General features: G+C 64.7%; 21 protein-coding genes. 15 read left to right on the forward strand and 6 right to left on the reverse strand.

Going from position 1 to position 21050, the window contains the following annotated elements:
• The first annotated feature begins 432 nt into the window (after positions 1-432).
• Positions 433-627, forward strand: a complete 195-nt coding sequence (locus FFS23_RS10010) for a hypothetical protein (protein ID WP_137898504.1) — start codon at positions 433-435, stop codon at positions 625-627.
• Positions 567-926 carry a hypothetical protein gene (locus tag FFS23_RS10015; RefSeq protein ID WP_137898505.1) on the forward strand — a complete coding sequence of 120 codons (360 nt, stop codon included), beginning with the start codon at positions 567-569 and terminating at the stop codon, positions 924-926. The genes FFS23_RS10010 and FFS23_RS10015 overlap by 61 nt, the downstream gene beginning before the upstream one ends.
• A gap of 540 nt (positions 927-1466) precedes the next feature.
• Here the strand turns inward: FFS23_RS10015 and FFS23_RS10020 are convergent.
• Positions 1467-2108: a TetR/AcrR family transcriptional regulator gene (locus FFS23_RS10020; protein ID WP_137898506.1), complete on the reverse strand. Its 642-nt coding sequence runs from the start codon at positions 2106-2108 to the stop codon at positions 1467-1469.
• Positions 2109-2193: 85 nt separating this feature from the next.
• Between FFS23_RS10020 and FFS23_RS10025 the strand changes: the two genes are divergently transcribed.
• From FFS23_RS10025 to FFS23_RS10045, 5 genes are all read left to right on the forward strand, one after another.
• Entirely contained in the window at positions 2194-2868 is a 675-nt protein-coding gene (locus FFS23_RS10025; RefSeq protein ID WP_137898507.1) for an O-methyltransferase, read from the forward strand.
• Between the two features lie 25 nt (positions 2869-2893).
• A complete protein-coding gene (locus tag FFS23_RS10030) occupies positions 2894-3769 on the forward strand; it encodes an SDR family oxidoreductase (RefSeq protein ID WP_137898508.1) in 876 nt (291 codons plus the stop codon).
• A 15-nt stretch (positions 3770-3784) separates the two neighbouring features.
• Entirely contained in the window at positions 3785-5074 is a 1290-nt protein-coding gene (locus FFS23_RS10035; protein ID WP_137898509.1) for a hemolysin family protein, read from the forward strand.
• 192 nt (positions 5075-5266) lie between these two features.
• Positions 5267-6367, forward strand: coding sequence for an alpha/beta hydrolase family protein (locus FFS23_RS10040; protein ID WP_137898510.1), 1101 nt, complete (start codon positions 5267-5269; stop codon positions 6365-6367).
• A gap of 22 nt (positions 6368-6389) precedes the next feature.
• Entirely contained in the window at positions 6390-6740 is a 351-nt protein-coding gene (locus FFS23_RS10045; protein WP_212742937.1) for an antibiotic biosynthesis monooxygenase family protein, read from the forward strand.
• A 49-nt stretch (positions 6741-6789) separates the two neighbouring features.
• Here FFS23_RS10045 and FFS23_RS10050 read toward each other — a convergent pair whose 3' ends face one another.
• From FFS23_RS10050 to FFS23_RS10060, 3 genes are read right to left on the reverse strand one after another with little or no spacing between them, the layout of a single operon-like run.
• On the reverse strand, positions 6790-7473 hold the full coding sequence (locus FFS23_RS10050) for a CPBP family intramembrane glutamic endopeptidase (protein ID WP_137898512.1): 684 nt from the start codon (positions 7471-7473) through the stop codon (positions 6790-6792).
• Positions 7474-7508: 35 nt separating this feature from the next.
• On the reverse strand, positions 7509-8396 hold the full coding sequence (locus FFS23_RS10055; RefSeq protein ID WP_137898513.1) for an alpha/beta fold hydrolase: 888 nt from the start codon (positions 8394-8396) through the stop codon (positions 7509-7511).
• A 36-nt stretch (positions 8397-8432) separates the two neighbouring features.
• Positions 8433-8906 carry a nuclear transport factor 2 family protein gene (locus tag FFS23_RS10060; RefSeq protein WP_137898514.1) on the reverse strand — a complete coding sequence of 158 codons (474 nt, stop codon included), beginning with the start codon at positions 8904-8906 and terminating at the stop codon, positions 8433-8435.
• A 135-nt stretch (positions 8907-9041) separates the two neighbouring features.
• Here FFS23_RS10060 and FFS23_RS10065 point away from each other — a divergent pair, with 135 nt between their 5' ends.
• Entirely contained in the window at positions 9042-9941 is a 900-nt protein-coding gene (locus FFS23_RS10065) for an AraC family transcriptional regulator (protein ID WP_171009445.1), read from the forward strand.
• A 36-nt stretch (positions 9942-9977) separates the two neighbouring features.
• On the opposite strand, the gene FFS23_RS10070 is transcribed toward FFS23_RS10065, so the two are convergent.
• The gene (locus FFS23_RS10070; RefSeq protein WP_349303956.1) at positions 9978-10661 is read right to left on the reverse strand and encodes a TetR/AcrR family transcriptional regulator; all 684 of its coding nucleotides are present in this window, start codon (positions 10659-10661) and stop codon (positions 9978-9980) included.
• Positions 10662-10716: 55 nt separating this feature from the next.
• Here FFS23_RS10070 and FFS23_RS10075 point away from each other — a divergent pair, with 55 nt between their 5' ends.
• From FFS23_RS10075 to FFS23_RS10090, 4 genes are all read left to right on the forward strand, one after another.
• Positions 10717-11850: an FAD-dependent monooxygenase gene (locus FFS23_RS10075; RefSeq protein ID WP_171009446.1), complete on the forward strand. Its 1134-nt coding sequence runs from the start codon at positions 10717-10719 to the stop codon at positions 11848-11850.
• A gap of 37 nt (positions 11851-11887) precedes the next feature.
• Positions 11888-12772 (forward strand): BPSS1187 family protein, encoded by an 885-nt coding sequence (locus FFS23_RS10080; protein WP_137898518.1) that lies wholly within the window; start codon positions 11888-11890, stop codon positions 12770-12772.
• Positions 12773-12784: 12 nt separating this feature from the next.
• A complete protein-coding gene (locus FFS23_RS10085; RefSeq protein WP_137898519.1) occupies positions 12785-13132 on the forward strand; it encodes a lysozyme inhibitor LprI family protein in 348 nt (115 codons plus the stop codon).
• 238 nt (positions 13133-13370) lie between these two features.
• Positions 13371-14129 carry an alpha/beta fold hydrolase gene (locus tag FFS23_RS10090; protein ID WP_038658573.1) on the forward strand — a complete coding sequence of 253 codons (759 nt, stop codon included), beginning with the start codon at positions 13371-13373 and terminating at the stop codon, positions 14127-14129.
• A 134-nt stretch (positions 14130-14263) separates the two neighbouring features.
• Here FFS23_RS10090 and FFS23_RS10095 read toward each other — a convergent pair whose 3' ends face one another.
• Positions 14264-15799 (reverse strand): cation:proton antiporter, encoded by a 1536-nt coding sequence (locus tag FFS23_RS10095; RefSeq protein ID WP_137898520.1) that lies wholly within the window; start codon positions 15797-15799, stop codon positions 14264-14266.
• Between the two features lie 682 nt (positions 15800-16481).
• On the opposite strand from FFS23_RS10095, the gene FFS23_RS10100 reads away from it, so the two are divergent.
• From FFS23_RS10100 to FFS23_RS10110, 3 genes are read left to right on the forward strand one after another with little or no spacing between them, the layout of a single operon-like run.
• Positions 16482-17771 (forward strand): MFS transporter, encoded by a 1290-nt coding sequence (locus FFS23_RS10100; protein ID WP_212742939.1) that lies wholly within the window; start codon positions 16482-16484, stop codon positions 17769-17771.
• On the forward strand, positions 17768-19873 hold the full coding sequence (locus FFS23_RS10105) for an alpha-galactosidase (protein WP_137898521.1): 2106 nt from the start codon (positions 17768-17770) through the stop codon (positions 19871-19873). The genes FFS23_RS10100 and FFS23_RS10105 overlap by 4 nt, the downstream gene beginning before the upstream one ends.
• The gene (locus FFS23_RS10110) at positions 19870-21027 is read left to right on the forward strand and encodes a glycoside hydrolase family 68 protein (protein WP_137898522.1); all 1158 of its coding nucleotides are present in this window, start codon (positions 19870-19872) and stop codon (positions 21025-21027) included. Before FFS23_RS10105 ends, FFS23_RS10110 begins: the two co-directional genes overlap by 4 nt.
• Positions 21028-21050: the final 23 nt, after the last annotated feature.

The raw sequence follows: 21050 nt of genomic DNA on the forward strand, positions 1-21050 counted from the left end.
CATACCCAATGCGTGGCGTTCAAGCGCTTGTCTACCTGTACCCCCCTATTGTACCCCTAACTGTGCAACGCGCTGACAGACGGGTTGTGTGACGACGTAGAATCAATTGCTCAGCGCGCGGCAAAAGTAGGTCAGGAATCCTGTCTCCCCGACCATCCACCTACAAGCCTTTGATTTCGCGTCTTAACGACGGCGATCAGGGACGACTGTACCCCGGCTGTACCCCTTGGGGTGGCGGAATGGGCTTTTCAAACGTGGCGCTGCGCGGCAGTCGCTATTGGTGGCGGAGGAAAATGACGGTCGCGGGCGTGCGGTTAACGCTGGCGTTACCGTTGGGCGCAATGAGCTTCGCAGACGCGCAGGTTATTGCCTAACTCGGTTCTGCGGCGGAAGCTTTGCGCATGGGTTACGGTCAGTCGTCGTCGGGGGGGGGTGAACCCCGATCAGCTCAAGAATGTGTTCAGCGACGCGCTGCGCTGGCAGTTGCAGCGTATTATTGATGATCAGGTCGCCAGCAGCAGCCCCGCCATCGATCATGCCAGCCTCGACTATCGCTATGCCGAGGCGTGGACCTGTCGAAGCGGGGCGTCGATGCGAAATGGTCGCTCGATGATCATGAGCGCCTGATCGACAAAGGCTGGAACAGCCGCGAGGCGAAGGCCGTCGTCGATACGGTCTTCGACCTTCAAGGTGGTAGCATCGTCGCCAGACAGCAGATCGAGAGCTATGTCGCTACCTTTGGGATCACCCCGACGACCACGAACCTCGAAAAGGTTCGCCGTACGGTGTGCGCCGCAAAGGCGGCGGCGTGCCGCAAGGCGACGGCGGACCTGTCGCTGGCGAGGATGTCCCGCCGAATGGGTCGATGGAGCGCTCGCGGACGATACGCTGTTCGCATGGGAAAACGCGGCCATCACACCACCTGAACCGTCCGAAACGCTACCGGCCACGAAACCAGAGCTGGCAGCCCAGCCCGTGCCGGTCAGGGCGAAGCAACGCCTCCTCGATGCGGCCGAGAACCGCATTGCGGTTCACGAGGGTCAACGCGCTTGGGATGACGCCGAGGGACGCGTCAGCCGTTCCATCACTGGCAGCTAGAAGGGACAGGATGGTGTCGGTCCTTGCTGCGGCACCTCGACCCTCCGTACCTACATCGAGCCAGATATGGAGGCCGGCGAAGCGGCGGCGAGCTACGAGATCCACGTCCGGTCATTTCGCGGCCTCCTTTCGGCTGCCCACCTCATGCTATTCATTCATGGTGACCACGTAGGAGGTGATTAGCCTTGGCCCTGCCCGCTACCCCGCAAGCTTTTCCAAAAAGCATCGTGGCTCTGGGAAAAGGCAATGCATCGGACGAGGATCGCGGCGGTCGGCTCCCTTAGAGCGGACACTTGTTCATGGCGGCCGAGTAACGAATTAAGGCGCGGCAGGAAGATGATACTCAGCTCGCTATCGATCCGATATCTCTATGCTGAAACACGCCCTTCAAGTGTTCCAAGATACGCGCAGAACATATTGGCCATCGCATCGCTATATGCGACGATTTCTGCCTCGCTGCGCGTAACCTCCGAGAAACTGCTGCCGACCTCGGTGAGCGTTGTCTCGATCAGGTCGGCTGTCAGTTCGCAAGTCGCCTCGTCAGCATCGGGAAGCGCGCTACGGATGAATTGATGAAACGGAACAGATCCGTCAGCTCGCGCGACTTCAGCCTCGGGTGCGTCACGGTAGAGAGGCGCGGCATCGCTTAGCGCCAGGCGGACCTGCGCCTCGTCACATTCCGAACGGATGAAAGCGTGGACCAACGCGCGCAGCCGCTCGGGCACGGCCAACGTTGAGTCTTCAAGGATGCCGCGCAGCAACTCCGACGTCGTTCGCCACTCGTCGCTCTGCAGGCGGAACAGGATCGAGGCCTTGTTGGGAAAATATTGGTAAATCGATCCGACGCTGACGCCGGCGCGTTCGGCCACCCGCGCGGTGGTGAAACGTGCGGCTCCTTCGGCGCGCAAAACCTGAACAGCGGCTTCCAAGACGGCCTCGACCAGCGCCGTCGATCTCGCCTGTTTGGGCATCTTTATTGTGGAAACAGAAGGGTTTGACGGCTTGCTCATGCTCGTCTCCAAGCAATGCGATTAGCGAAGCTGACGACGTAGTCGTATTTTTCCTTCCGTCGCAACGATCACGGAAAAGGACATCATGACCACGCTCACCGCCACACCTGTCGCGCCGCTACTCGATCGCCTCTTCACCGAAGCCGACGCGATCGATCCGGCGACGACGCCCTCGGTTTCCGCCTATTGGAATGGGCTGACCAGCGCGGACAAGGCGAGCATCGTGCGCAGCCGCACCGACTATGCCGACTTCTACGGCCGTATGAAGGACGTGCCGCTCGCCGTCTCGCGCGACACGGGGTCCCTGCTCTACATGCTGGCGTACAGCACGAACGCCCGCTCGATCGTCGAGTTCGGTACGTCGTTCGGCCTCTCGACGCTGTGCCTCGCCTCCGCCTTGCGCGACAACGGCGGCGGCCGGCTCGTCACGAGCGAGTTCGAGCCGTCGAAGGTGGCACGCGCAAAGGCGAACCTCGAGGCCGGTGGCCTCGAAGATCTGGTCGAGTTCCGCGAAGGTGACGCGCTGGAGACGCTCGCCCGCGATCTGCCGGAGACGGTCGATCTGCTGCTCCTCGACGGTGCGAAGGCGCTCTACCCGGACATCCTCGACCTGGTCGAGCCGTGCCTCCGCGCTGGCGCGCTGATCGTTGCCGATAACGCCGACTTTTGCCCTGCCTATCTGGACCGCGTTCGGCGGCCGGGAGGCGGCTACCTGTCCGTGCCGTTCGCCGACGACGTCGAACTGTCGATCCGGCTCTGAAGCATCTTTTCCAAGGAGAACGGCCATGCACGTATTCGTCACCGGCGCCACCGGCTGGGTGGGCAGTGCGCTCGTCGAGGATCTGCTAAGCGCTGGGCATCAGGTCACCGGCCTGGCGAGAACGCCCGACAAGGCACGCGCGCTCGCCGACAAGGGTGCGCGGATCATCGCTGGATCGATCGACGATCATGACCTGCTGCGCACCGCGGCAGCCGACGCCGACGCAGTTGCGCACACCGCCTTCAACCACGACTGGGCGCACTTCGCCGAGAGCGCAGGCCAGGATGAACGCGCGATCATGGCGCTAGGCGCGGGTCTTGGAGGGACCCGCAAACCCCTGCTCGTTACCGCAGGCGCCAGCGGCTTGGCTAAAGGGCGGCCAGCGACGGAGGAGGATCTCGCGGACCCAGCTTCGGTTCGCCGCTCCGAAGCGGCAGCGCAAACGCTGGCGGGGCGCGGCGTGAACGTGGCGACGGTGCGGCTGCCGCCCACCGTCCATGGTGTCGGCGAGACGCATGGCTTCGTGCCCATCCTCATCAAACGCGCCCGCGAGACGGGTGTGTCGGCCTATATCGGGGACGGCGATAACCGCTGGAGCGCCGTCCACCGCCGGGACGCCGCCCGGTTGTTCCTGACCGTGCTGGAGCGCGGCATCGAGGCGCCGGTGTACCATGCGATCGCGGAAGATGGCGTTGCCTTCCGTCGCATCGCCGAAGCGATCGGACGGCAACTCGGCCTTCCGGCGGAGAGCCGCGAGGCCGACCATTTCGGCTGGTTCGCTCGCATGGCGGGCGGCGACGCGGCTGCGTCGAGCGAGCGGACGCGGGCGTTGACGGGCTGGAACCCCACAGGTCCTGACCTGCTGACCGACCTTGCCGACCGCGGCTACTATGCCGGCTGACCGGGAGCCACGGCGATGCCGATGATCTGGCTGTTCGTGCTGCTGCTGGCGGTGACGGCGTTTTTCAACCTTGCCGAAATGGCCCTCGTCGCGGTGCGCGGGTCTTCGCTGGCCGGCGCCGCCGATCCGCGCGCCGAGCGGGCGCTGCGCCTGAAGCAGCGCCCCGGCCTGTTCCTCGCCGCGATCCGCGCCGGCGACCTGCTGACCGACCTGCTGACCGGCGCCTTCGTGGTGACGGCGCTGGAGCAGGTGCTGGGTCGCATGACCGAGCAGCTCCCCGTGGCGACCGGAGCGGCGCACGCCGTCGCGACCGTCGCCGCCTTCGCCCTGATCTCGTTTCTGGTGCTGGTGTTCGGCGATCTTGCCCCCAAGAGCATCGCGCTCGCCGCTCCCGAACGCAGCGCGATGGCGGTGGCGACGCCGTTGCGGCTGTTCATCGTCGTGGCGCGGCCGTTCTTCGTTGCGCTCGAATGGTCGAATGCGGTCGTCCTACGCCTGTTCGGGATCACGCCGGGTCACGAGGCGGGGGTCAGTCAGGCGGAAATCCGTCGGACGCTCGCCGAAGGACTCAGCACCGGTGCGCTGCTCGGGACCGAGCGCACGATGATGGAGCGCGTGCTCGATTTGGAGCAGCGCTCGGTACGCACGGTGATGACCGGGCGTCGTGCCGTGCAGTCGATCCGCGAGGATGCCTCGGCCGAGACGATCCGGCAGACGGCGCTGGCTGCGAGCGCGTCACGATTGCTGGTGCTGGCGGCGACCCGAGACGAACCGGTCGGGGTCGTTGCACGGGCCGACCTGCTTGCACTGGACGGGACCAGCCCGGCCGACCTGCTCGCGCTCGCCTCCCCGGTCCACTATGTCGCCGAACGCGCCAGCGTCCTCGGCGCCCTCGCGTCGCTGAAGGCGGATGCTGCCGGCGTTGCGGTGGTCGCCGACGAGTTCGGCTCGATGCTGGGGATCGTCACCTTCGCCGACGTGCTGGAAGCGATCGCCGGGGACATCCCGTCGGCTGATCCCGCAGCCGCCGACTGCGAGATCCAGGGCTTCCGTCACGAATCCGACGGCAGCATCGTCATGCCCGGCGCCCAGCCGGTCGACGACCTCATCGAGGAGTTCGGCCTCGCCATCGCGCCCGATCGCGGATTCAAGACGATCGCGGGGCTGGTCATCGAACGGACGCGGCGACTGCCCCGGGCAGGAGACCACGTCGCCTTCGACAACTTCGCCGTCGAGATCGTCGCCGTCGATGGCGGTACGATTTCGACAGTTCGCGTCATTCCTGCAACCGGAGAACAAGCGTGAGCTTCCTCGACCTGCGGGCATGACGGCGGACGGTGGGGGCCGGACCGTGGCGACTAACGGTAACGCTGCACCCGCGGACGCGCGACCTTGCCGGCGTCACCAGCAAGGCGGTGATCCGTTGTCGAAGCACTGGCGAACGAGCGTAGCGATCGCGGCATCAACGGCAGGATCAGGCAAGTCATTGGCAGGATCATGGATGTGATCAATGCCAGCGATAACCAACTGCATATCATGGATCATGGTCATCAGCAGCCGGGGAAGTGGCGACGCAAAGCTGTCATCAGCCCCGCGCTTCCCGACCCCGTCCCGGTCATTTGCGCCACCGGCCTTTCCTACCGGGCCGATGGCAATCGACTGCAGACACTCAGCCTATACCTGCCCCAGACGGACGAAACCGAGGCGCTGGTTAGTATGCCGGTGTGTGAACTACCTTGCCTCGGTACGAACCCGGGCTGTCCGGTCGCTCTCGTGCACATCCACGGCGGCGCCTGGCGCAGTCCCGACGTGACGGCCGCGTCAATAGAACCGACGGTTGCCTGCGCGTTCGCCACGCCTGACGATACACCGCTCAAGATGATCGCCTCGATCAACTATACCATTTCTCCGTTCCCGAGCGCGCCGAGCGATTCCTACGATCCGCGCGTGGACGGTCACTCGGATCCAGCCCGCGAAGCGGTCCACCCCCAGCATCTCGACGACGTGCTTCGCGCCTTCGAGATGCTGCGATCTCTCGGTCTGTCCGACGGATCATACGTCCTGTCGGGCCATAGTTGCGGCGCCTGCCTGGCTTTCCAAGCGGTGCTGACGGACCCTGCCGAGTTCGGGCTGTTGGACGTATGTGCACCGCCGACGCCGGCCGCCGTGGTCGGCGTCAACGGCCTATACTACCTGCCCGGTCTGGTGCATCACCTCGACCCGTCGCATGCGCATCTCGAGGCCGAGTACCGAGACCTGTTGACCATCGCGTTCGGGGCCGATGAACAAGTGTGGGCGGCCGGCAGTCCCGCTCGGTTCGAGTTGGGTACGAAAGCTAGCCGCCTGCGTCGTTTAGGCGGCCTTGCCACAATCCTGCTCGAGCAGAGTCCGGACGATCAGCTGGTGCCGATGAACCAACGTGAGAAGCTCGCGCGTCATATCATCGATGCGACTGTGCTCAATGTTGTTGAAGGCGGGCGGTGTTCCGGCTCACATGCCACGCCTTGGGAGCAGGGCGACATGATGTGGCGCAGCATTCTCAATGTCCTGGACCGCTATCGGTCCCTGAAACCACCGTGCAATACCCTCGTGGAGTAAACTAATGCCCAAACTAGTAGAGATGGATCAGGCCGTCACGCTGGCCGATCAACTGAAGTCCGAGGACGAGGCCGTGGTCCTCATCAACACCTTCGTGGTTCCGCCGAGTCTTGCCGACGCTTTACTGGCGGCGTGGTCGAGCGATGCCGGACACATGAAGGCGCAGCCGGGTTTCATCTCGACCCAGCTTCACCGCGGCATTGCTGGAAGCGGCGTATTCCTGAACTACGCCGTCTGGCAGTCGGTCGGCCACTTTCGCGCGGCGTTCGCCAGTCCCGCATTTCAGGCGCGCCTGGCAGATTACCCGGACGAAGCCGCGGTCAGCCCGCACCTGTTCCGCAAGATAGAAGTGCCCGGCATTTGCGTCGCCTAACCGGCATTGGACCGACACGCGGACAGATCGCGTGTCCAGCAGACAGCCGCTAGAAAAACGAGTCTCCGAAATTGGAGAGGTTGTGGGCGAGGACCGGCATCACCAGTGAGCCGGTCCTCCCACGCAGCCACAGCAGCCCCGCGCCGATCGTGCCGCTTTCGACGAGTGCGTGCCAGTCCACCTGGATCGCCCCTTCCACAGCGAACAGTCCGTGCCCGGCTGCGAAGAGGAAGGTGACCGCCGTTCCTGCCCACCAGAGCGACGCCCGTGTCATCTCTCCGCCGTTTCCGAACGCGCGAATCAAGAACGCGAACAGCAGGGCGCGAAAGACCAATTCCTCGTCGAGCCCCGGCATGATGGCTTGGAACAGCAGTCGTTCCGGCGAAAGACTGCTCCCGTCGGACCTGATTGCCTCGTAGCTCCACGCGAAGGCGCAGATCAGCACGACGACGAGACCTGCCGGCAGCAACGATCCCGCCTGCTGCCGCATCGTCAGCCCGATGTCGTCGCGTGACAGCCCCGATCGCCGCCAGACGAATAGGGCGACAGCCAGAGCAAAGACCTTGCCGAGCCAGTTCCAGTGCAACCCGGCGGAGATCGGGACGGCCTCCTGAAGCCGGAGCCCGAGGGGAGAAACGATCCAGTACAGGATAACGACGCCGAACCCGGCGAGCAACGGCTCGCGGCGCGTCCGTACCCCCGCGAGCCGCAGGACGATCACGCCGATGAGCACGATGCCGAGGTGAAGCGCCAGGGTGAGCGGAATGTTTACCGGACCGCCTCCTCGGACACGATGAGGCGCGAACGCCAATCGAGGATCGCCGCGGCGATTTCCGGCGCGGCGTCCTCCTGGATGAAGTGCTTGGCGTCGAAGAGATCGACGATGCGATGGTCGGCAAACAGGCTCGCGAAGCGATCGCGATCCGCCGCCTGGAACGCGCCGTCAGCGCTGCCCCAAAGGATCAGCGCCGGTTTGTCGCTTAGCCTAGTCAGGCCCCTTTCGACCTCGGCCAGATAGGGCGCGCTCGCCCGAATGTGGCGGGCGAAGATCCATGTCGGCAGGCGCGACGCAGGGGTGGGGAAAGGTCCGAGATACGCCGCGAGTTCCGCCGCCGACAACGTCCTGCTGATCCCTGCGGGAATCAGCCAGCGTGCGAGGACGTTGGTCCGCCGGATCAGGTAACGCGCGAACGGGTTGCCGAAGATGTAGGAGAACCCCTTCATCCCCGGCGTCGCGGGCCAGGCGAACGAATTGCCGATGATCAGCGATTGCACGCGGTCGGGCTGGCGCGCCGCAAAACCCAATCCGATCGGGCCGCCCCAGTCCTGAACCATGATCGACATCAGGGAAAGATCGAGCGCGTCGACGAACCCCTCGATCGCCATCGAATGTTCGCGAGGCGTGAAGCCGTAGCCACGCCTTGCGACACTGAGGCCGAAGCCGGGATAATCGACCGCGATACACCGAAAATGCGGCGACAGTCGCCGAACGATGTGCCGGTATAGGAACGACCAAGTCGGATTGCCGTGCAGGAACAGCAACACCGGGCCCGACCCTTCGTCAATGTAGTGAAGACGATGGCCGCCAACGTCGACGAAACGACTGTCATAGGGAAACAGACGTCGATCGAGCCAGACCGGATCATCTTCCCTCACGCCGAAAGCTCCTTCGAAGCGCGTGTTCGCTCACATCTATACTGCTGGCGAGACCTTGAAGACGTCGCCGGCGAAATTCGCGGTGTCGAGCCAGATATATTGGAAGTCACGGCGCACGAACAGCCAACGATCGCCCGTCCGGCGCAGCAGATCGTTCGTTACGCTGTGACAGCGGAAGCCGGTGTCTCCGGGGCCTCGTCCTTCCTCGTGGACCAGGGTTCGAGCCCGTGCCGTGTCACCGTCGATCACGATCGGTCCCTGGAACGCGAACTGGACGAAGAACTCTTTCGGCTCCTTCAGCTTCTTGAACATCGCGACGATGTCGTCCGGTCCTTCGGCGCGTGCCTCGAAGGGCTTGCCGATGGTCCAGACCCCACCCTCTGCCCACAGGTCGCGAAAGGCATCATAGTCGCCAAACGTTCCAGCATCCGCAAAGCGGGCAGTAGCGTCGCGGATGGCGGCCTCGTCCACGAGGCGGGCGATCAGGCGGTCTGAGTTCGGCATCGACATTCTCCCAATTACACGCGAGAAAGATAGTCAAAACCGGAGCCGAGCCATGTGCAATCCTGCCAATGACGTGCCCGATCCTGCCAGCTTCACGTCCGCTCCGCCGCCGACCGGCAGGCCATGATACGCCAGGAGACCGTGGCCGCGCTGATGCGCCTTGCGGATCGATCGCCGCCAGGCGTGCCGATCAGAACGGCGATCCCGCACGTGATGATCTGGTCGAGCCGGATGCCGACGGACGCGAGACTGGCGCTGTTCGAACCGAAGTTCTACCTGCTTCTACAAGGCCGAAAACGGCTGCTGATCGGTGGCAGGGATCTCGAGTTCGGAGCCGGCGATTGCGCGATATCCGCGGTCGGACTGCCTTTCTCGACCCAGGTGATCGAGGCGACGCACGAGGCGCCGTACATAGGGCTGGAGCTCAGCCTCGATGCGGATGTGGTCGCCACGCTGATGGGCGATGCATCGGTCGAAGAGACGCCCACCGCGCCGACGTTCGTGACCGCGCCGCTGAACGAAGATGTGATGGACGCCGTCGATCGCCTCGTCCGCCTGCTACAACGTCCCGATGACATCCCGACGCTGGCTGGCCAAGCCGAACGCGAGCTCTGCTATCGTCTGCTTCAGGGGCCGATGGGCGACACGCTTCGTCAGACCGTCCAGAAGGGCACTCGTGCAGCCCGGATCAGACAAGCGATCGCCTGGATCCGACAGAATGCCCGCGAGCCGATGCGGGTCGCCGATCTCGCGGACGCGGCCGGAATGAGCGGCACCTCGTTCCACCGTCACTTCAAGGCGGCGACCGGGAGCAGTCCGCTCGCCTACCAACGCTACATCCGCCTGCTCGAGGCCAGACGCATGATCGTCTCCGGAGAGGCCGATGTGACCGGCACGGCTTTCGCCTCAGGCTACGCGAGCAGTTCCCAGTTCAGCCGGGAGTATAAGGAGATGTTCGGCACTCCACCGATCGCGGACCGGCGACCAGCACTTCGTCCGACCCGACGCTGCCCAAGTCAGGAAGGAGCGGCACCGGCTTGACGCTCGCCCCCTGTTTTCCATCGTAGCTGGCTATCTTCAGCAATAGACCGTGCCGGAGAGCGCTGCCTTCGTTCCGATCGTACCGCGATCGACAAGATCGAGGAACAGGCGCTTGGCGGCCGCGACGTCGTGGCTCCTGAGCAGCAGCGCATGCGCTTGGAGGAATGCGCTGGCCCAGGCAGCTGCCAGAAGCGCCGCGGCGAACGCCGCATCGGCATCCTGCTCGGGGCGGCCAGCGACTTCCGCCAGGATCACCGCCAAGGCACGGACGAAATCATCGCGCATCTGCCGGGCTCGTGCCTTCAAAGCCTCGCTTTCAAGCACCGTTTCGACAAATCGCTCGGTCCCATCGAATAACGGAAACGGCGGGTCCGGCTGTTCGATAAGACGATGCGCCAGGAGCCGCAGCGCCTCGATCGGAGACGTGCCGCCGCTCCGGGTGCGTACAGCATCGAAGGCGAGGTCGTGGATTTCCTGCTCGCGATCGAGGAACAGGTCCTCCTTGCGCGAAAAGTGGTTGAACACCGTCATGCGACCCACGTCGGCGGCATGGGCGATCTCGTCGATCGTGACGTTGTCGAAGCCCTTGTCGAATATCAATCGCGTCGCGGCGTCGGAGATTGCCCGCCGTGTTGCCAGTCGCTTGCGTGTCCGTCTGTCCACCATTGGAACGATCGTCTCAATCCAGCATTCTATACTCGGTATACAAATGGACTGCATATCGATTGGATAGTTGGTGATGGTAGAGGGACCAATGGACGTTCAGTCAACTACGATGACGCAGACGGAACTTCGGACAGCGATTGTCAGCGGCGCTAGCTTTGCCGGTCTTGCCACCGCATTCTGGCTGAAGAGACTGGGCTATCGCGTTACGATCGTTGAGACGGCGGCAGGAGTTCGTCGCGGCGGCACTCCGGTCGACATAAAAGGCGAAACGGTCGGAATCCTTGAGCGGATGGGCCTGCTTGATCGGGCTTGGGCCAAGAGGCTGCCGCCCCGCGCCTTCACCTTCCGGGGCGCCGATAACGAGACGCTGGGTGCCATCGATCACACGGCGCCGACAGACAGGCCGCACGACTTCGAGATCCATCGCGACGACCTCCTCGATCTATTGCTGGACGCGGTGGATGGTTCCGTCGACATAATCTACGATCGTTCGATCCTTCGACTGCAGGAACATGCAGATCACATGTCCGCGACCCTGAACGACGGTAGTCGGCACGATGCAACGCTGGTCTTCGGTTGCGATGGCAACCGCTCGAACACCCGGAATCTGGTATTCGGTGACTGTGATGCCGCATCCTACTTCATGGGCGGCTATTTCTACCTCAAGGTGGTGCGGGAAACCGGGCTGCTACCCCCCGACACGTCGGAGGTGTTCAGTGTGCCTGGGCGCACTGCCATGCTGAACGGCTACGACGATCGGACCGACATCTGCTTGGCGTTCCGAGCCGACAGCGAGATCGCGTACGACTATCGCGACCGGGCACGGCTGCGACGTCTGGTGCACGAGCATTTCGACGGGCTCGGATGGAAGGTGCCGCAGATGCTCTCGCATGTCGATGACGAGGAAGACTTCTATTTCGACCGCGCGACGCAGATCAGGATGCCGAACTGGTCGAAGGGTCGCGCCGCGCTAGTCGGCGACGCGGGCTATTGCGTGTCCCCTATAGCGGGCATGGGCGGATCAATGGCGATCATCGGTGCCGCCAGGCTCGCAGATGCGCTGGCGCAACACGCAGACGACCATGCCGCAGCCTTCCGTGCGTACGAAGACGGACTGCGTCCGTTCGTTGAAGAGGTCCAAACCCGGGCAGCGACCGAGGGCATGGCAGTCATCTTTCCCGCCAGTGCGCACGAACTTGCCGAGCGGGACCGCAAGATCGCGGCGAACGAGATCGCGCTGTGATCGACCGGTCGAGCCGTGGATGATGGAGTAGATGCGAATGCTGAAGACGGCTTGTACGCAGTTCGGCGCGGCGTTGGCTGCCGCCGCCTTATCACTTTCCGGCGTCTCGGCGCAGGAACTGGTCCGTCCGTCGGCGGCCAACCCGCAGGTGCGACAATATGACGATCCCAACCTCGTCTACGCGGGCGCGCCATCGCGCAACGCGCCGCTCGTCGTGTTCATGCCCGGCACCAGCGGCCGTTCGGAAACAGCGCCGCGCCTGCTCCTCGATACGATCGCGAGCCAAGGGTATCGCGTCGTGTTCCTGACCTACAACGACATGCCCGCCGTTGCCCAGGTGTGCCCTTCACGACCCCCGGCCTGCTCGACCCGTTTCCGGGAAAGTCGTGCGTTCGGGGGCGACGGACCGCCGGTCGCGACACCCGCACCGGAGGCCATCGCGAATCGTCTGGGCGATCTGCTCCGCTATTTGCAAAGGACCCACCCCGACGCGGGATGGAGCGAATATTTAGACGCGGAGGGCCGTCCGGCCTGGCCGCGGATTATCCTGTCAGGGCTGTCGCAGGGCGCCGGCATGGCCGCCTTCATGGCGCAGCGATATCCCGTCAGCCGGGTCGTGCTGTTCTCGAGTCCCTGGGACGTCACCGGACCGGATCAGCGTCCCGCGCCGTGGCTCTTCGCTGCCTCGGCAACGCCGCCCGCACGCTGGTGGGCAGAGCGACACATTCGCGAGAATACGACGCGACTGATCGCGAACGCCTATGACGCTCTGCGTATACCAAGAGACCACATCCTGCTGTTCGACGGTGGACTTCCACCCGGCAAGTCACCGGATGACGGCAATCCTTATCACGTCTCGACCGTGCAGCTCCGCCAGTATGTTCCGCAGTGGCGCACGATGTTCGGCGCCGCCAACCAATAGAAGGAATTTGCGATGCTCTTACTCGCCTTCGCGCTTGTCGCATCCGGTGAACTCGACCGTTGCCTCAACACCGGCGAAGCGGCACGCGGCGTGACGACGGACATGGCGGCATGCTTCGTCGCGGATTTCGAGCGTGCCGATGCGACGCTCAACGTTACCTATGCGAAGACCATGAAACGACTACCCGCATCCCGTCGGGCGGCATTGCGCGCGTCGCAGCGCGCGTGGATCGCACAGCGTGATCGGGCCTGCCCGCTCGACAACTCCCCCGGAGCGGGCACGATCGAGAGGTTGAACCATCCCGGGTGCCTGGCCACGCAAACCAGGCGGCGCATAACCTGGTTGTCGCGTTACCGCTGACGGATCGATTGAGCGCAGCGGCGAAAGTGCGAAGCGCTGAACTCCTGCTGCGACGTTACGGTGGTCGCCAATAGGGTAGGAGAATTGTGAGCGGCAAAATTGATTGATGGCTGCGCAACGAACAATTGCGGATGAGCAGTGTACGACGCCGGCATCCAAGCTGCCCCTGCCCAGCCGGCTTTGGCCAAGAGCAGTGTCGCGCGACAGCTATCACGTCAAAGTGCGAGGGTGACGAACGATGATTGAGATCTCCCGTACTACGCTGTTTGCAGATGCGCTCCCGATCGCCTGGTACGAGATGGGAAGCGGGCGTCCTACGCTGCTCCTGCATGGTGGTGCCGGCCCAGGATCGATGATGGGCCTTGCCACGGGCCTGGCCGCACGGGGCAGGCGCGCTATCATCCCGGTCTATCCAGGTTTCGACGGTGAACCTCGGCCTAGTTGGTTTCACCGCATTGACGATCTGGCGATCATGGCACTCGCGCTGATCGAGTGGCTCGAGATCGGCGATGTCAGCTTGATCGGTAACTCGGTTGGCGGATGGCTGGCGATCGAGACAGGGCTTCGCCGCAGTCCGCGCATCGCCGAGCAGGTCATCATCGATGCTGTGGGGCTCGACCCGACGCCCGAAGGCGGTGGAATCGTCGATCCCGCCACACTGCCGCCCGCCTTGCTGCTTGCACACTCATTCCATGACCCATCACGTGCATTGGTGCCGAGGGATGCCGCGGCGGCAACGACCATGGCGAACAATCAACGTGCGTTGCGCGTCTATGCCGGCGAGCCGTTCATGCACGATCCATCGCTGCGAGGCCGCCTTTCCAGCGTCAACATTCCGACACTGGTGCTCTGGGGGGAAAGTGACCGGATCGTGACCCCGGCTTATGGACAGCAGTTTGCAACTTTGATCCCGCACGCGCGGATGCAGTCCATCGCAGCGGCCGGACACTTTCCACAAATCGAGCAACTCGACGACGTCTTGGCTGCCATACGGTAGGCGCATTCAGCAGCTCGACGCTGTCGACCCAAGAAACGACATTCACGACGTCGCAATGAGCCTTGAAACTGGCCATTCGTTCAAGCGTGGACCCGTGTGGGCCGCATCCAATACATCCCGATGACCGGAGACGTTCATGTCTCGGCGATCCGCCGCTCCTCCTCGGGCAATAAGGTTAGCTCCCTCCAGTCGAGTTCCTCTTGCAGAACGTAGAAACTGTCTATCCCGACTTCTTCGCCATTCAGTAGCCGGGCCAGCTCGGCCCGTTGTGCCGACACCACGGCAAGCCCGGCGCTGTGCTGCCCCTTGATCCAGTCCAGCAACTCTGGACGGTCGTGCTTATCTCGCTTGGCTTCGAACAACCGAGCGAGATCTTCCGCCTGGGGATGGCTCCGCAACTCGTCGAGCGCGACATTGACCAGCCGGGTACGGGCGGCCCACATCTCGTCCGCGGGATTCTCCATCCGGTCCAAGCCCAGCCAGCGGATCAGCGGTGCGAGCGTCAGCCCCTGCCCTACCAAGGTCGCCAGCACGACCGAGAACGCCGTCAGCACCACGAGGTCGCGCTGCGGAAACGTCGCGGGAAGGGCGAAGGCCGTCGCCAGCGTGACAAGCCCGCGCATCCCGCACCAGCCGACAAGGACGCTTTGCCCGATCGTCGGGGGCGGCAGCGTGCCGCGTGCGCTTCGCGATCGACGAGCGACCTGCCCCCACGCCATCACCACGACGAAGCGCGTCGCGATCACCGCCAGCACGACCAGTCCTGCGAACCGTAGTGCAGGCCAGATCCCGTCGCCCGGCAGCCGCTCCAGGATCGAGCGCGCCTGCATCCCCATCACCAGGAATGCGGTGACGTTGAGCAGGAAGACCACTGCTGCCCAGACCGCGAAGGAGTGAACGCGCATCCGCGGCGACGAGCCGGCGTTTGGCGAATGGGCCGCCGTCACTGCGAACGCGACGACTGCCAGCACAGCCGACAGATCGAGATGGTCCGCGATCAGCCAGATCACCCAGGCGGTGACGAACTGGAGGAGGTTGGCGCCGAGCGTCTTGCCCGCGAAGCGCTGGATCCACCGTACCGGCCACGAGAGCACCACGCCGAGCAAGATCCCACCGGGTACCGCAATCGCCACGTGCAGTCCGATTGCCCCCGGCGATCCCTCCGCCATTTGAAACGCGAGCGCGCCCGAGAACAATAATAGTGCGGTGGCGTCGTTGAGCAGGCTTTCGCCTTTCAGGACGGACACCGTCGTTCGCGGCAGCGCCAACGCGCCGATCACCGCGGTCGCGGCCGCGGCATCGGGCGGCGCCACGATCGCACCGAGCACGATAGCCGCTGCGATGGGCAGCCCGGCCACCGCCCATCCGATCCATGCGACTATCGCGGTCGTCGCGAGTACCGCGCCGACGATCAGGATCACCAGCGGGCGCCACAGCCGCCCGGCCGTCACGAGCGGGAAGTCGAACGCCGCGTCAAGCAGCACCGGAGCGATAAACAGTGCCAGCGCGGTGCCCGGATCCAGTCGGATCGCCGCGACCCCTGGTACAAACGCCACTGCCATGCCCGCAATGGCCAGCATCGCCGGGTACGGTAGCCCGATGCGGCGAGCAATTTGCAGCAGGATGATGGCAACCAATAACAGTGCCAGCAGGCTCTCGAAGAAGGTCATAGCCGAGAGTACCATCGACACGGATGCAGCGTTAGTAGCGCCGTCGATCAGACACCTGACGAGCCACGGACGGAGAAAGGCGATGGCATGCTCGCTGGATCTTCGCATCGGTGTGCGCCGCTACCGCTGGGATAACCTGGATGCGCCTCTGCCGCGACTGATGAGGTACGTCGCAGTCTACGGTCAACATCACCCAATCCCGGCCATTCGAGCACATTTTTCGCTGCTCGAGTCCTGCCGCCCATTTATGCGAGCGGAGCCCCCCCGGCGAGCGCAATTGGCCACGCGGAACGGCTTGGTTTGGGGGCAGTGTAATCAGGCAGCTATCGCGCGTCTTCGTGAGGATTGCTGACGTAGGCGGACCTTGCCTGCACATTGCCTCCCGATCATTCTCCGACACGCGCATCAGGAAGACAAAGTTGGGAACAGGTTACGGAAAACGGCCGACCCCGGCGGCATCGGGACGACCGATCCTGCCTTGGCAGTCCCGCCAGACCCTCTTTTCATGTGCGCCAAACGATCCGGGCATGCCGGCTAAAACTTTTCGCAATCGATTGTTGTGCACCTTGGCTTATTGCTGATATGCCCCGCTGACGCCTGCGAAGATGGGCATCAGCCATTGAGGATGTCGATGCCCCTGCCCGGTTCGAAGCCACACCTATCGCTACCGCGAATCCTCGAGATGAACCTCGGCTTCCTCGGTCTCCAGTTCTCGTTCGGGCTGCAGCAGGGGAATATGGCGCCGATCTACAGCTATCTAGGAGCTTCGGAGGCATCGCTGCCGCTCCTGCAATTGGCGGGACCGATGACCGGTCTGCTTGTCCAGCCCATGATCGGTGCGATGAGCGACCGGACCGACAGCCGCTGGGGGCGACGAACGCCGTATTTCCTGATGGGAGCGCTGCTCTGCGCGGCAGGATTGTTCTTCATGCCGCTGAGTTCGTCGCTGCTGATGGCGGTGTCGATGCTGTGGATCCTCGATGCCGGCAACAACATCACGATGGAACCGTATCGTGCCTATGTTTCCGACCGGCTGAACGGGGACCAGCACCAGATCGGGTTCCTGACGCAGAGCGCCTTCACCGGCCTCGCGCAGATGCTGGCGTTCCTTACCCCGTCGCTGCTGGTCTGGGCGGGGATGAACCAGGACTGGGTCGATGCGCACAACATCCCCTATACGGCGCGGATCGCCTTCATGGTCGGCGCGGCGTTGAGCTTCACGACGATCCTTTGGTCGATCCGCCGGGTTCCCGAACTGCCGTTGTCGGCGGAGGAGAAGCTTCGGATCGCCGCCGAGCCCAAGGGGTTCGGCGCTATGCTGGGAGAGATCGCATCTGCGATCCACGACATGCCCGTTGCCATGCGCAAGCTGGCGCTGATGAGCTTGTTCCAATGGTATGCGATGGCCGCATACTGGGCCTATGTCATCTATTCGGTCGGGCGATCGGTGTACCGCACCGACGTACCGACATCCTCCGGCTTCCATTCCGCGGTGCTGACCAACGGCGAGATGGCGGCGTGGTATAACGGCGTCGCCTTCGTCGCGGCATTCGCCATGGTGCCGCTGGCGAAGCGAATGGGCGCGGCGAGCCTGCATGCCGCCTGCCTGATCCTGGCGGGCGCCGGCATGCTGTGGCTGCCGCATGTCACGGACAAAGCCATGCTGTTTCTGCCCGCGATCGGCATCGGCATCGGCTGGGCCAGCATCATGGGCAATCCGTACGTCATTCTGGCCGGGGCGATCCCGGCGGAACGAACCGGCGTCTATATGGGCATCTTCAACATGATGATCGTAATCCCGATGCTGGTCTTCTCGGGTACGATGTGGCTGTTCTACGACCGATTGCTCGGCAGTGACCCGCGGAACGTCCTGACATTGTGCGGTGTGCTCATGTTCGCGGCAGCCGCAGCGGTCTGGAGCGTGCGCGAGCGCAATGCTCAGGGACTCCCCGTCGGAGCCAGCGCCCGATGATCGTACACAACGGACCAACCACCAGTCTGGTGCTGGAAGCACGTGGCGATCGGCCGCCGGTATGGCGGTGGTGGGGACCAAAGGTCGATGCCGCGGCCTTGCCGCCGCTTGCCGACATCCGTCCGCCGACGTCCTTCTCGCTCGACGTGGATCAGCCGCTGACCGTGACGCCGGCGTTCGGCTCCGGCTGGTTCGGATCGCCGGCGCTGCGCGCGCATCGGGCGGGACGGGCCTTCGCGCACTGGTTCGAGACCCGGTCGATCGTGGCGACCGACGACGGGATCGTCGTCACGCTCGTCGATGAGACCGCGCGTGTCACCGTGGTTCAGCGGATTTCCGTCCGCGGTGACGGCATCACGCTTTCGGCGAGCGTGATCAACGATGGCGACGGTGTGCTCGACGTCGAATGGCTCGCCGCGGGAACCCTGCCGCTGCCGGCCGACTGCACCGGCATCCGCAGCTTCCAGGGCCGTCACAACGCCGAGTTCGTCCCGCAGGTCGAACCGATGCCGTCGCACGGCTGGTTGCGCGAGAACCGGCGCGGGCTGACCGGGCACGCCGGGCCACCGGGCCTGTTCGTCATGGGACCGGATGCGGGATGGCACGGCGGCCGCGTGCATGCGGCCCAACTGGCCTGGTCGGGCAACCACCGGCTGTCGATCGAGCGCGACGACGATGGCGTATGGCTGCTCCAGATGGGCGAGGCGCCGGCACCGGGGGAATGCCGGCTCGCACCGGGCGAGCGCTACGACACGCCGGACATGCTGGCGATCTGTTCGGTCGCCGGGCTGAACGGAGCGATGCAGGGCTTTCACACGGCGATCCGTGGCCGTGCGCCCTGGCCGGCAACGGGTATGCCGCCACGCGCCGTGCATGTGAACAGCTGGGAAGGGTTCTACTTCGACCATGACGAGGCGGCGCTGATGGCGCTCGCGGATCGCTCCGCCGCCTTGGGCGTCGAGCGGTTCGTGCTCGACGACGGCTGGTTCAAGGGGCGCGACGACGACACCGCGGCGTTGGGCGACTGGGTGACGGATCGCACCAAATATCCGAACGGACTGGCACCGCTGGCGAATCATGTCGTGGCCCTCGGCATGACGTTCGGGCTGTGGATCGAGCCGGAGATGGTCAACCCGGACAGCGATCTGGCGCGGGCACATCCCGATTGGGCATTGCAGGCGGATGGCGTTCCGTTGCTGACGTCGCGGCATCAGCTGGTGCTGGATCTCGGTCGGGCGGAGGTGCGAAACTATCTGTTCGAGGCGATCGATGCCCTGCTGCGGGACCTGCCGATCGCCTATCTGAAATGGGATCACAACCGCGACCTGGCACCCGCGGGGGGCGCGGACGGACGGCCCGGCTATCATGCACAGGTCGTCGGCGCCTACGCCCTGCTCGACCGCCTGCGGGAGGCGCATCCGGCGGTGGAGATCGAGGCCTGTGCAGGCGGTGGCGGGCGCATCGACGCCGGTATCGCGGCGCGGACACACCGGTTCTGGACCAGCGATTGTATCGACGCGGTCAGCAGGGTGCGGATGCAGCGGGGGTATCTGCACTTCATGCCGCCGGAGATGATGGGCAGCCATGTCGGCGCCAGCCCGGCACATTCCACCGGGCGGCGACAGGGCATGGCGTTCCGCGCTGCGGTCGCGCTTCCCGGGCATTTCGGGGTCGAGCTGGATCCCGCGACGCTGACCGATCGGGATGCGGCGGTGCTCGGCGAGGCGATCGCGCGGTACAAGACGCTACGGGATCGGCTTCATACGGGCCGCGTCTGGCTGGGCGACGGGCCGGACGGGCTGGTCTGGCAGATGCATGGTGACATCGGCGACCTATTGCTGAGCGTGACGCGGATCGATCCCACGATCGTCCGCCGTCCGCCCGCGGCGACGCTGCCGCCGCTGGCCGGTGCCGGGCCGGTGCGTGTCCGCCTGATCGACCTTGCGAGCGAAGACGGACACCCGCCGCCCGATGCCCCGCTGTTCGCCCGGATGCGGGCGGAGGGCGTGCTGTTCGACGGCGACTGGCTGGCACAGGCCGGTCTCCCGATCCCGATGATGAAGGCGGAGAGCGTCGCGCTGTTCGCACTGGAGACACCATGATCCCGACCGCTCCCTCCCCGGCTTTTCGCGATGATCCTGAAATCCCGACGCCCTGGACCGCGGCGCAGGCACGAAGGGCGGCGGACCAGCCCGCCGCGGCGCTTCCGGTCATCACGGCGGCCGATGTCGTTCCGATCATCGCCGGTCACGACCTGTGGGATATGTGGCAGATCGCCGATGCCGACGGCCGGACGGTGATCGTCGAGGGCTGCAGCTGGTGGTTCTTCCTCGCGACGCCGCGGTTCGCCGATCCCGACGACCGGCACGACGCGGCGCGCATCCGGCTGACCAGCCATGGCGCGGACGGCTGGCGCGATCATGGAAATGCCTTTCCGGACGGGTTCACACCGGGCAGCCGCGAATGGTCGGGGTCGGCAGTGCTGGACGACGATGGCGTCACGCTGACGATGTATTTCACCGCATCGGGGCGCAAAGGCGGACCGCGCACCTTCGAACAGCGGCTGTTCGAGACGCGCGGGCGCTTCGCCGACGGGCGGGTTGGCGACTGGAGCATGCCGGTCGAGTCCATCGCGGCGGATGGCGGATTGTACCTCCGCGCCGACCAGGTGGACGCAGTGGACGGCCGCATCAAGGGCTTCCGCGATCCCGGATATTTCCGCGACCCTGCGGATAACGCCGAATATCTGCTGTTCAGCGGATCGGCGGGCCGGGTCGACGACGTGCATGATGGCGTTGTCGGTGTCGCGCGCCGGGCGAGCCGCGACGATGCGTGGACGCTGGCACCGCCGCTGGTCGAAGCGATCGGCGTCAATAGCGAGCTGGAACGCCCGCACATCGTGTACCGCGACGGCCTGTATTATCTGTTCTGGTCGACCCAGGCGAAGCGCTTCGCCGATGGCCTCGGCGCGCCGACCGGATTGTACGGCATGGTCGCATCCGACATGTCGGGCCCCTGGCGTCCGCTCAACGCTTCGGGCCTCGTCGCCGCGAATCCGCCGGCGGAGCCGTATCAGGGCTATTGCTGGTGGGTGACGGGCGAAGGCGACGTCATCAGCTTCGTCGATTTCTGGGGATTGGCCTGCAAGCCGCTGGATGACGCGACGGTCCGCCGCGCGCATTTCGGCGGAACGGCGGCGCCCTGGTTCCGGCTGGCGTTGCAGGGCGATACGGCGACCGTCGTGGTGCCGCGGTGATGCGACGCCTGTGGCTCGGCCTG

It is taken from the genome of Sphingomonas sp. 2SG (genome assembly GCF_005503285.1).
In the GTDB taxonomy this organism is placed as follows: Bacteria; Pseudomonadota; Alphaproteobacteria; order Sphingomonadales; family Sphingomonadaceae; genus Sphingomonas; species Sphingomonas taxi.

What these genes read in the sequence shown, in the direction of transcription:
- FFS23_RS10020 (WP_137898506.1), bottom strand. Translation starts at nt 2,108, where the DNA reads ATGAGCAAGCCGTCAAACCCTTCTGTTTCCACAATAAAGATGCCCAAA.
- FFS23_RS10025 (WP_137898507.1), top strand. Translation starts at nt 2,194, where the DNA reads ATGACCACGCTCACCGCCACACCTGTCGCGCCGCTACTCGATCGCCTC.
- FFS23_RS10030 (WP_137898508.1), top strand. Translation starts at nt 2,894, where the DNA reads ATGCACGTATTCGTCACCGGCGCCACCGGCTGGGTGGGCAGTGCGCTC.
- FFS23_RS10035 (WP_137898509.1), top strand. Translation starts at nt 3,785, where the DNA reads ATGCCGATGATCTGGCTGTTCGTGCTGCTGCTGGCGGTGACGGCGTTT.
- FFS23_RS10040 (WP_137898510.1), top strand. Translation starts at nt 5,267, where the DNA reads ATGGATGTGATCAATGCCAGCGATAACCAACTGCATATCATGGATCAT.
- FFS23_RS10045 (WP_212742937.1), top strand. Translation starts at nt 6,390, where the DNA reads ATGGATCAGGCCGTCACGCTGGCCGATCAACTGAAGTCCGAGGACGAG.
- FFS23_RS10060 (WP_137898514.1), bottom strand. Translation starts at nt 8,906, where the DNA reads ATGTCGATGCCGAACTCAGACCGCCTGATCGCCCGCCTCGTGGACGAG.
- FFS23_RS10070 (WP_349303956.1), bottom strand. Translation starts at nt 10,661, where the DNA reads ATGCAGTCCATTTGTATACCGAGTATAGAATGCTGGATTGAGACGATC.
- FFS23_RS10075 (WP_171009446.1), top strand. Translation starts at nt 10,717, where the DNA reads ATGACGCAGACGGAACTTCGGACAGCGATTGTCAGCGGCGCTAGCTTT.
- FFS23_RS10080 (WP_137898518.1), top strand. Translation starts at nt 11,888, where the DNA reads ATGCTGAAGACGGCTTGTACGCAGTTCGGCGCGGCGTTGGCTGCCGCC.
- FFS23_RS10085 (WP_137898519.1), top strand. Translation starts at nt 12,785, where the DNA reads ATGCTCTTACTCGCCTTCGCGCTTGTCGCATCCGGTGAACTCGACCGT.
- FFS23_RS10090 (WP_038658573.1), top strand. Translation starts at nt 13,371, where the DNA reads ATGATTGAGATCTCCCGTACTACGCTGTTTGCAGATGCGCTCCCGATC.
- FFS23_RS10095 (WP_137898520.1), bottom strand. Translation starts at nt 15,799, where the DNA reads ATGACCTTCTTCGAGAGCCTGCTGGCACTGTTATTGGTTGCCATCATC.
- FFS23_RS10100 (WP_212742939.1), top strand. Translation starts at nt 16,482, where the DNA reads ATGAACCTCGGCTTCCTCGGTCTCCAGTTCTCGTTCGGGCTGCAGCAG.
- FFS23_RS10105 (WP_137898521.1), top strand. Translation starts at nt 17,768, where the DNA reads ATGATCGTACACAACGGACCAACCACCAGTCTGGTGCTGGAAGCACGT.
- FFS23_RS10110 (WP_137898522.1), top strand. Translation starts at nt 19,870, where the DNA reads ATGATCCCGACCGCTCCCTCCCCGGCTTTTCGCGATGATCCTGAAATC.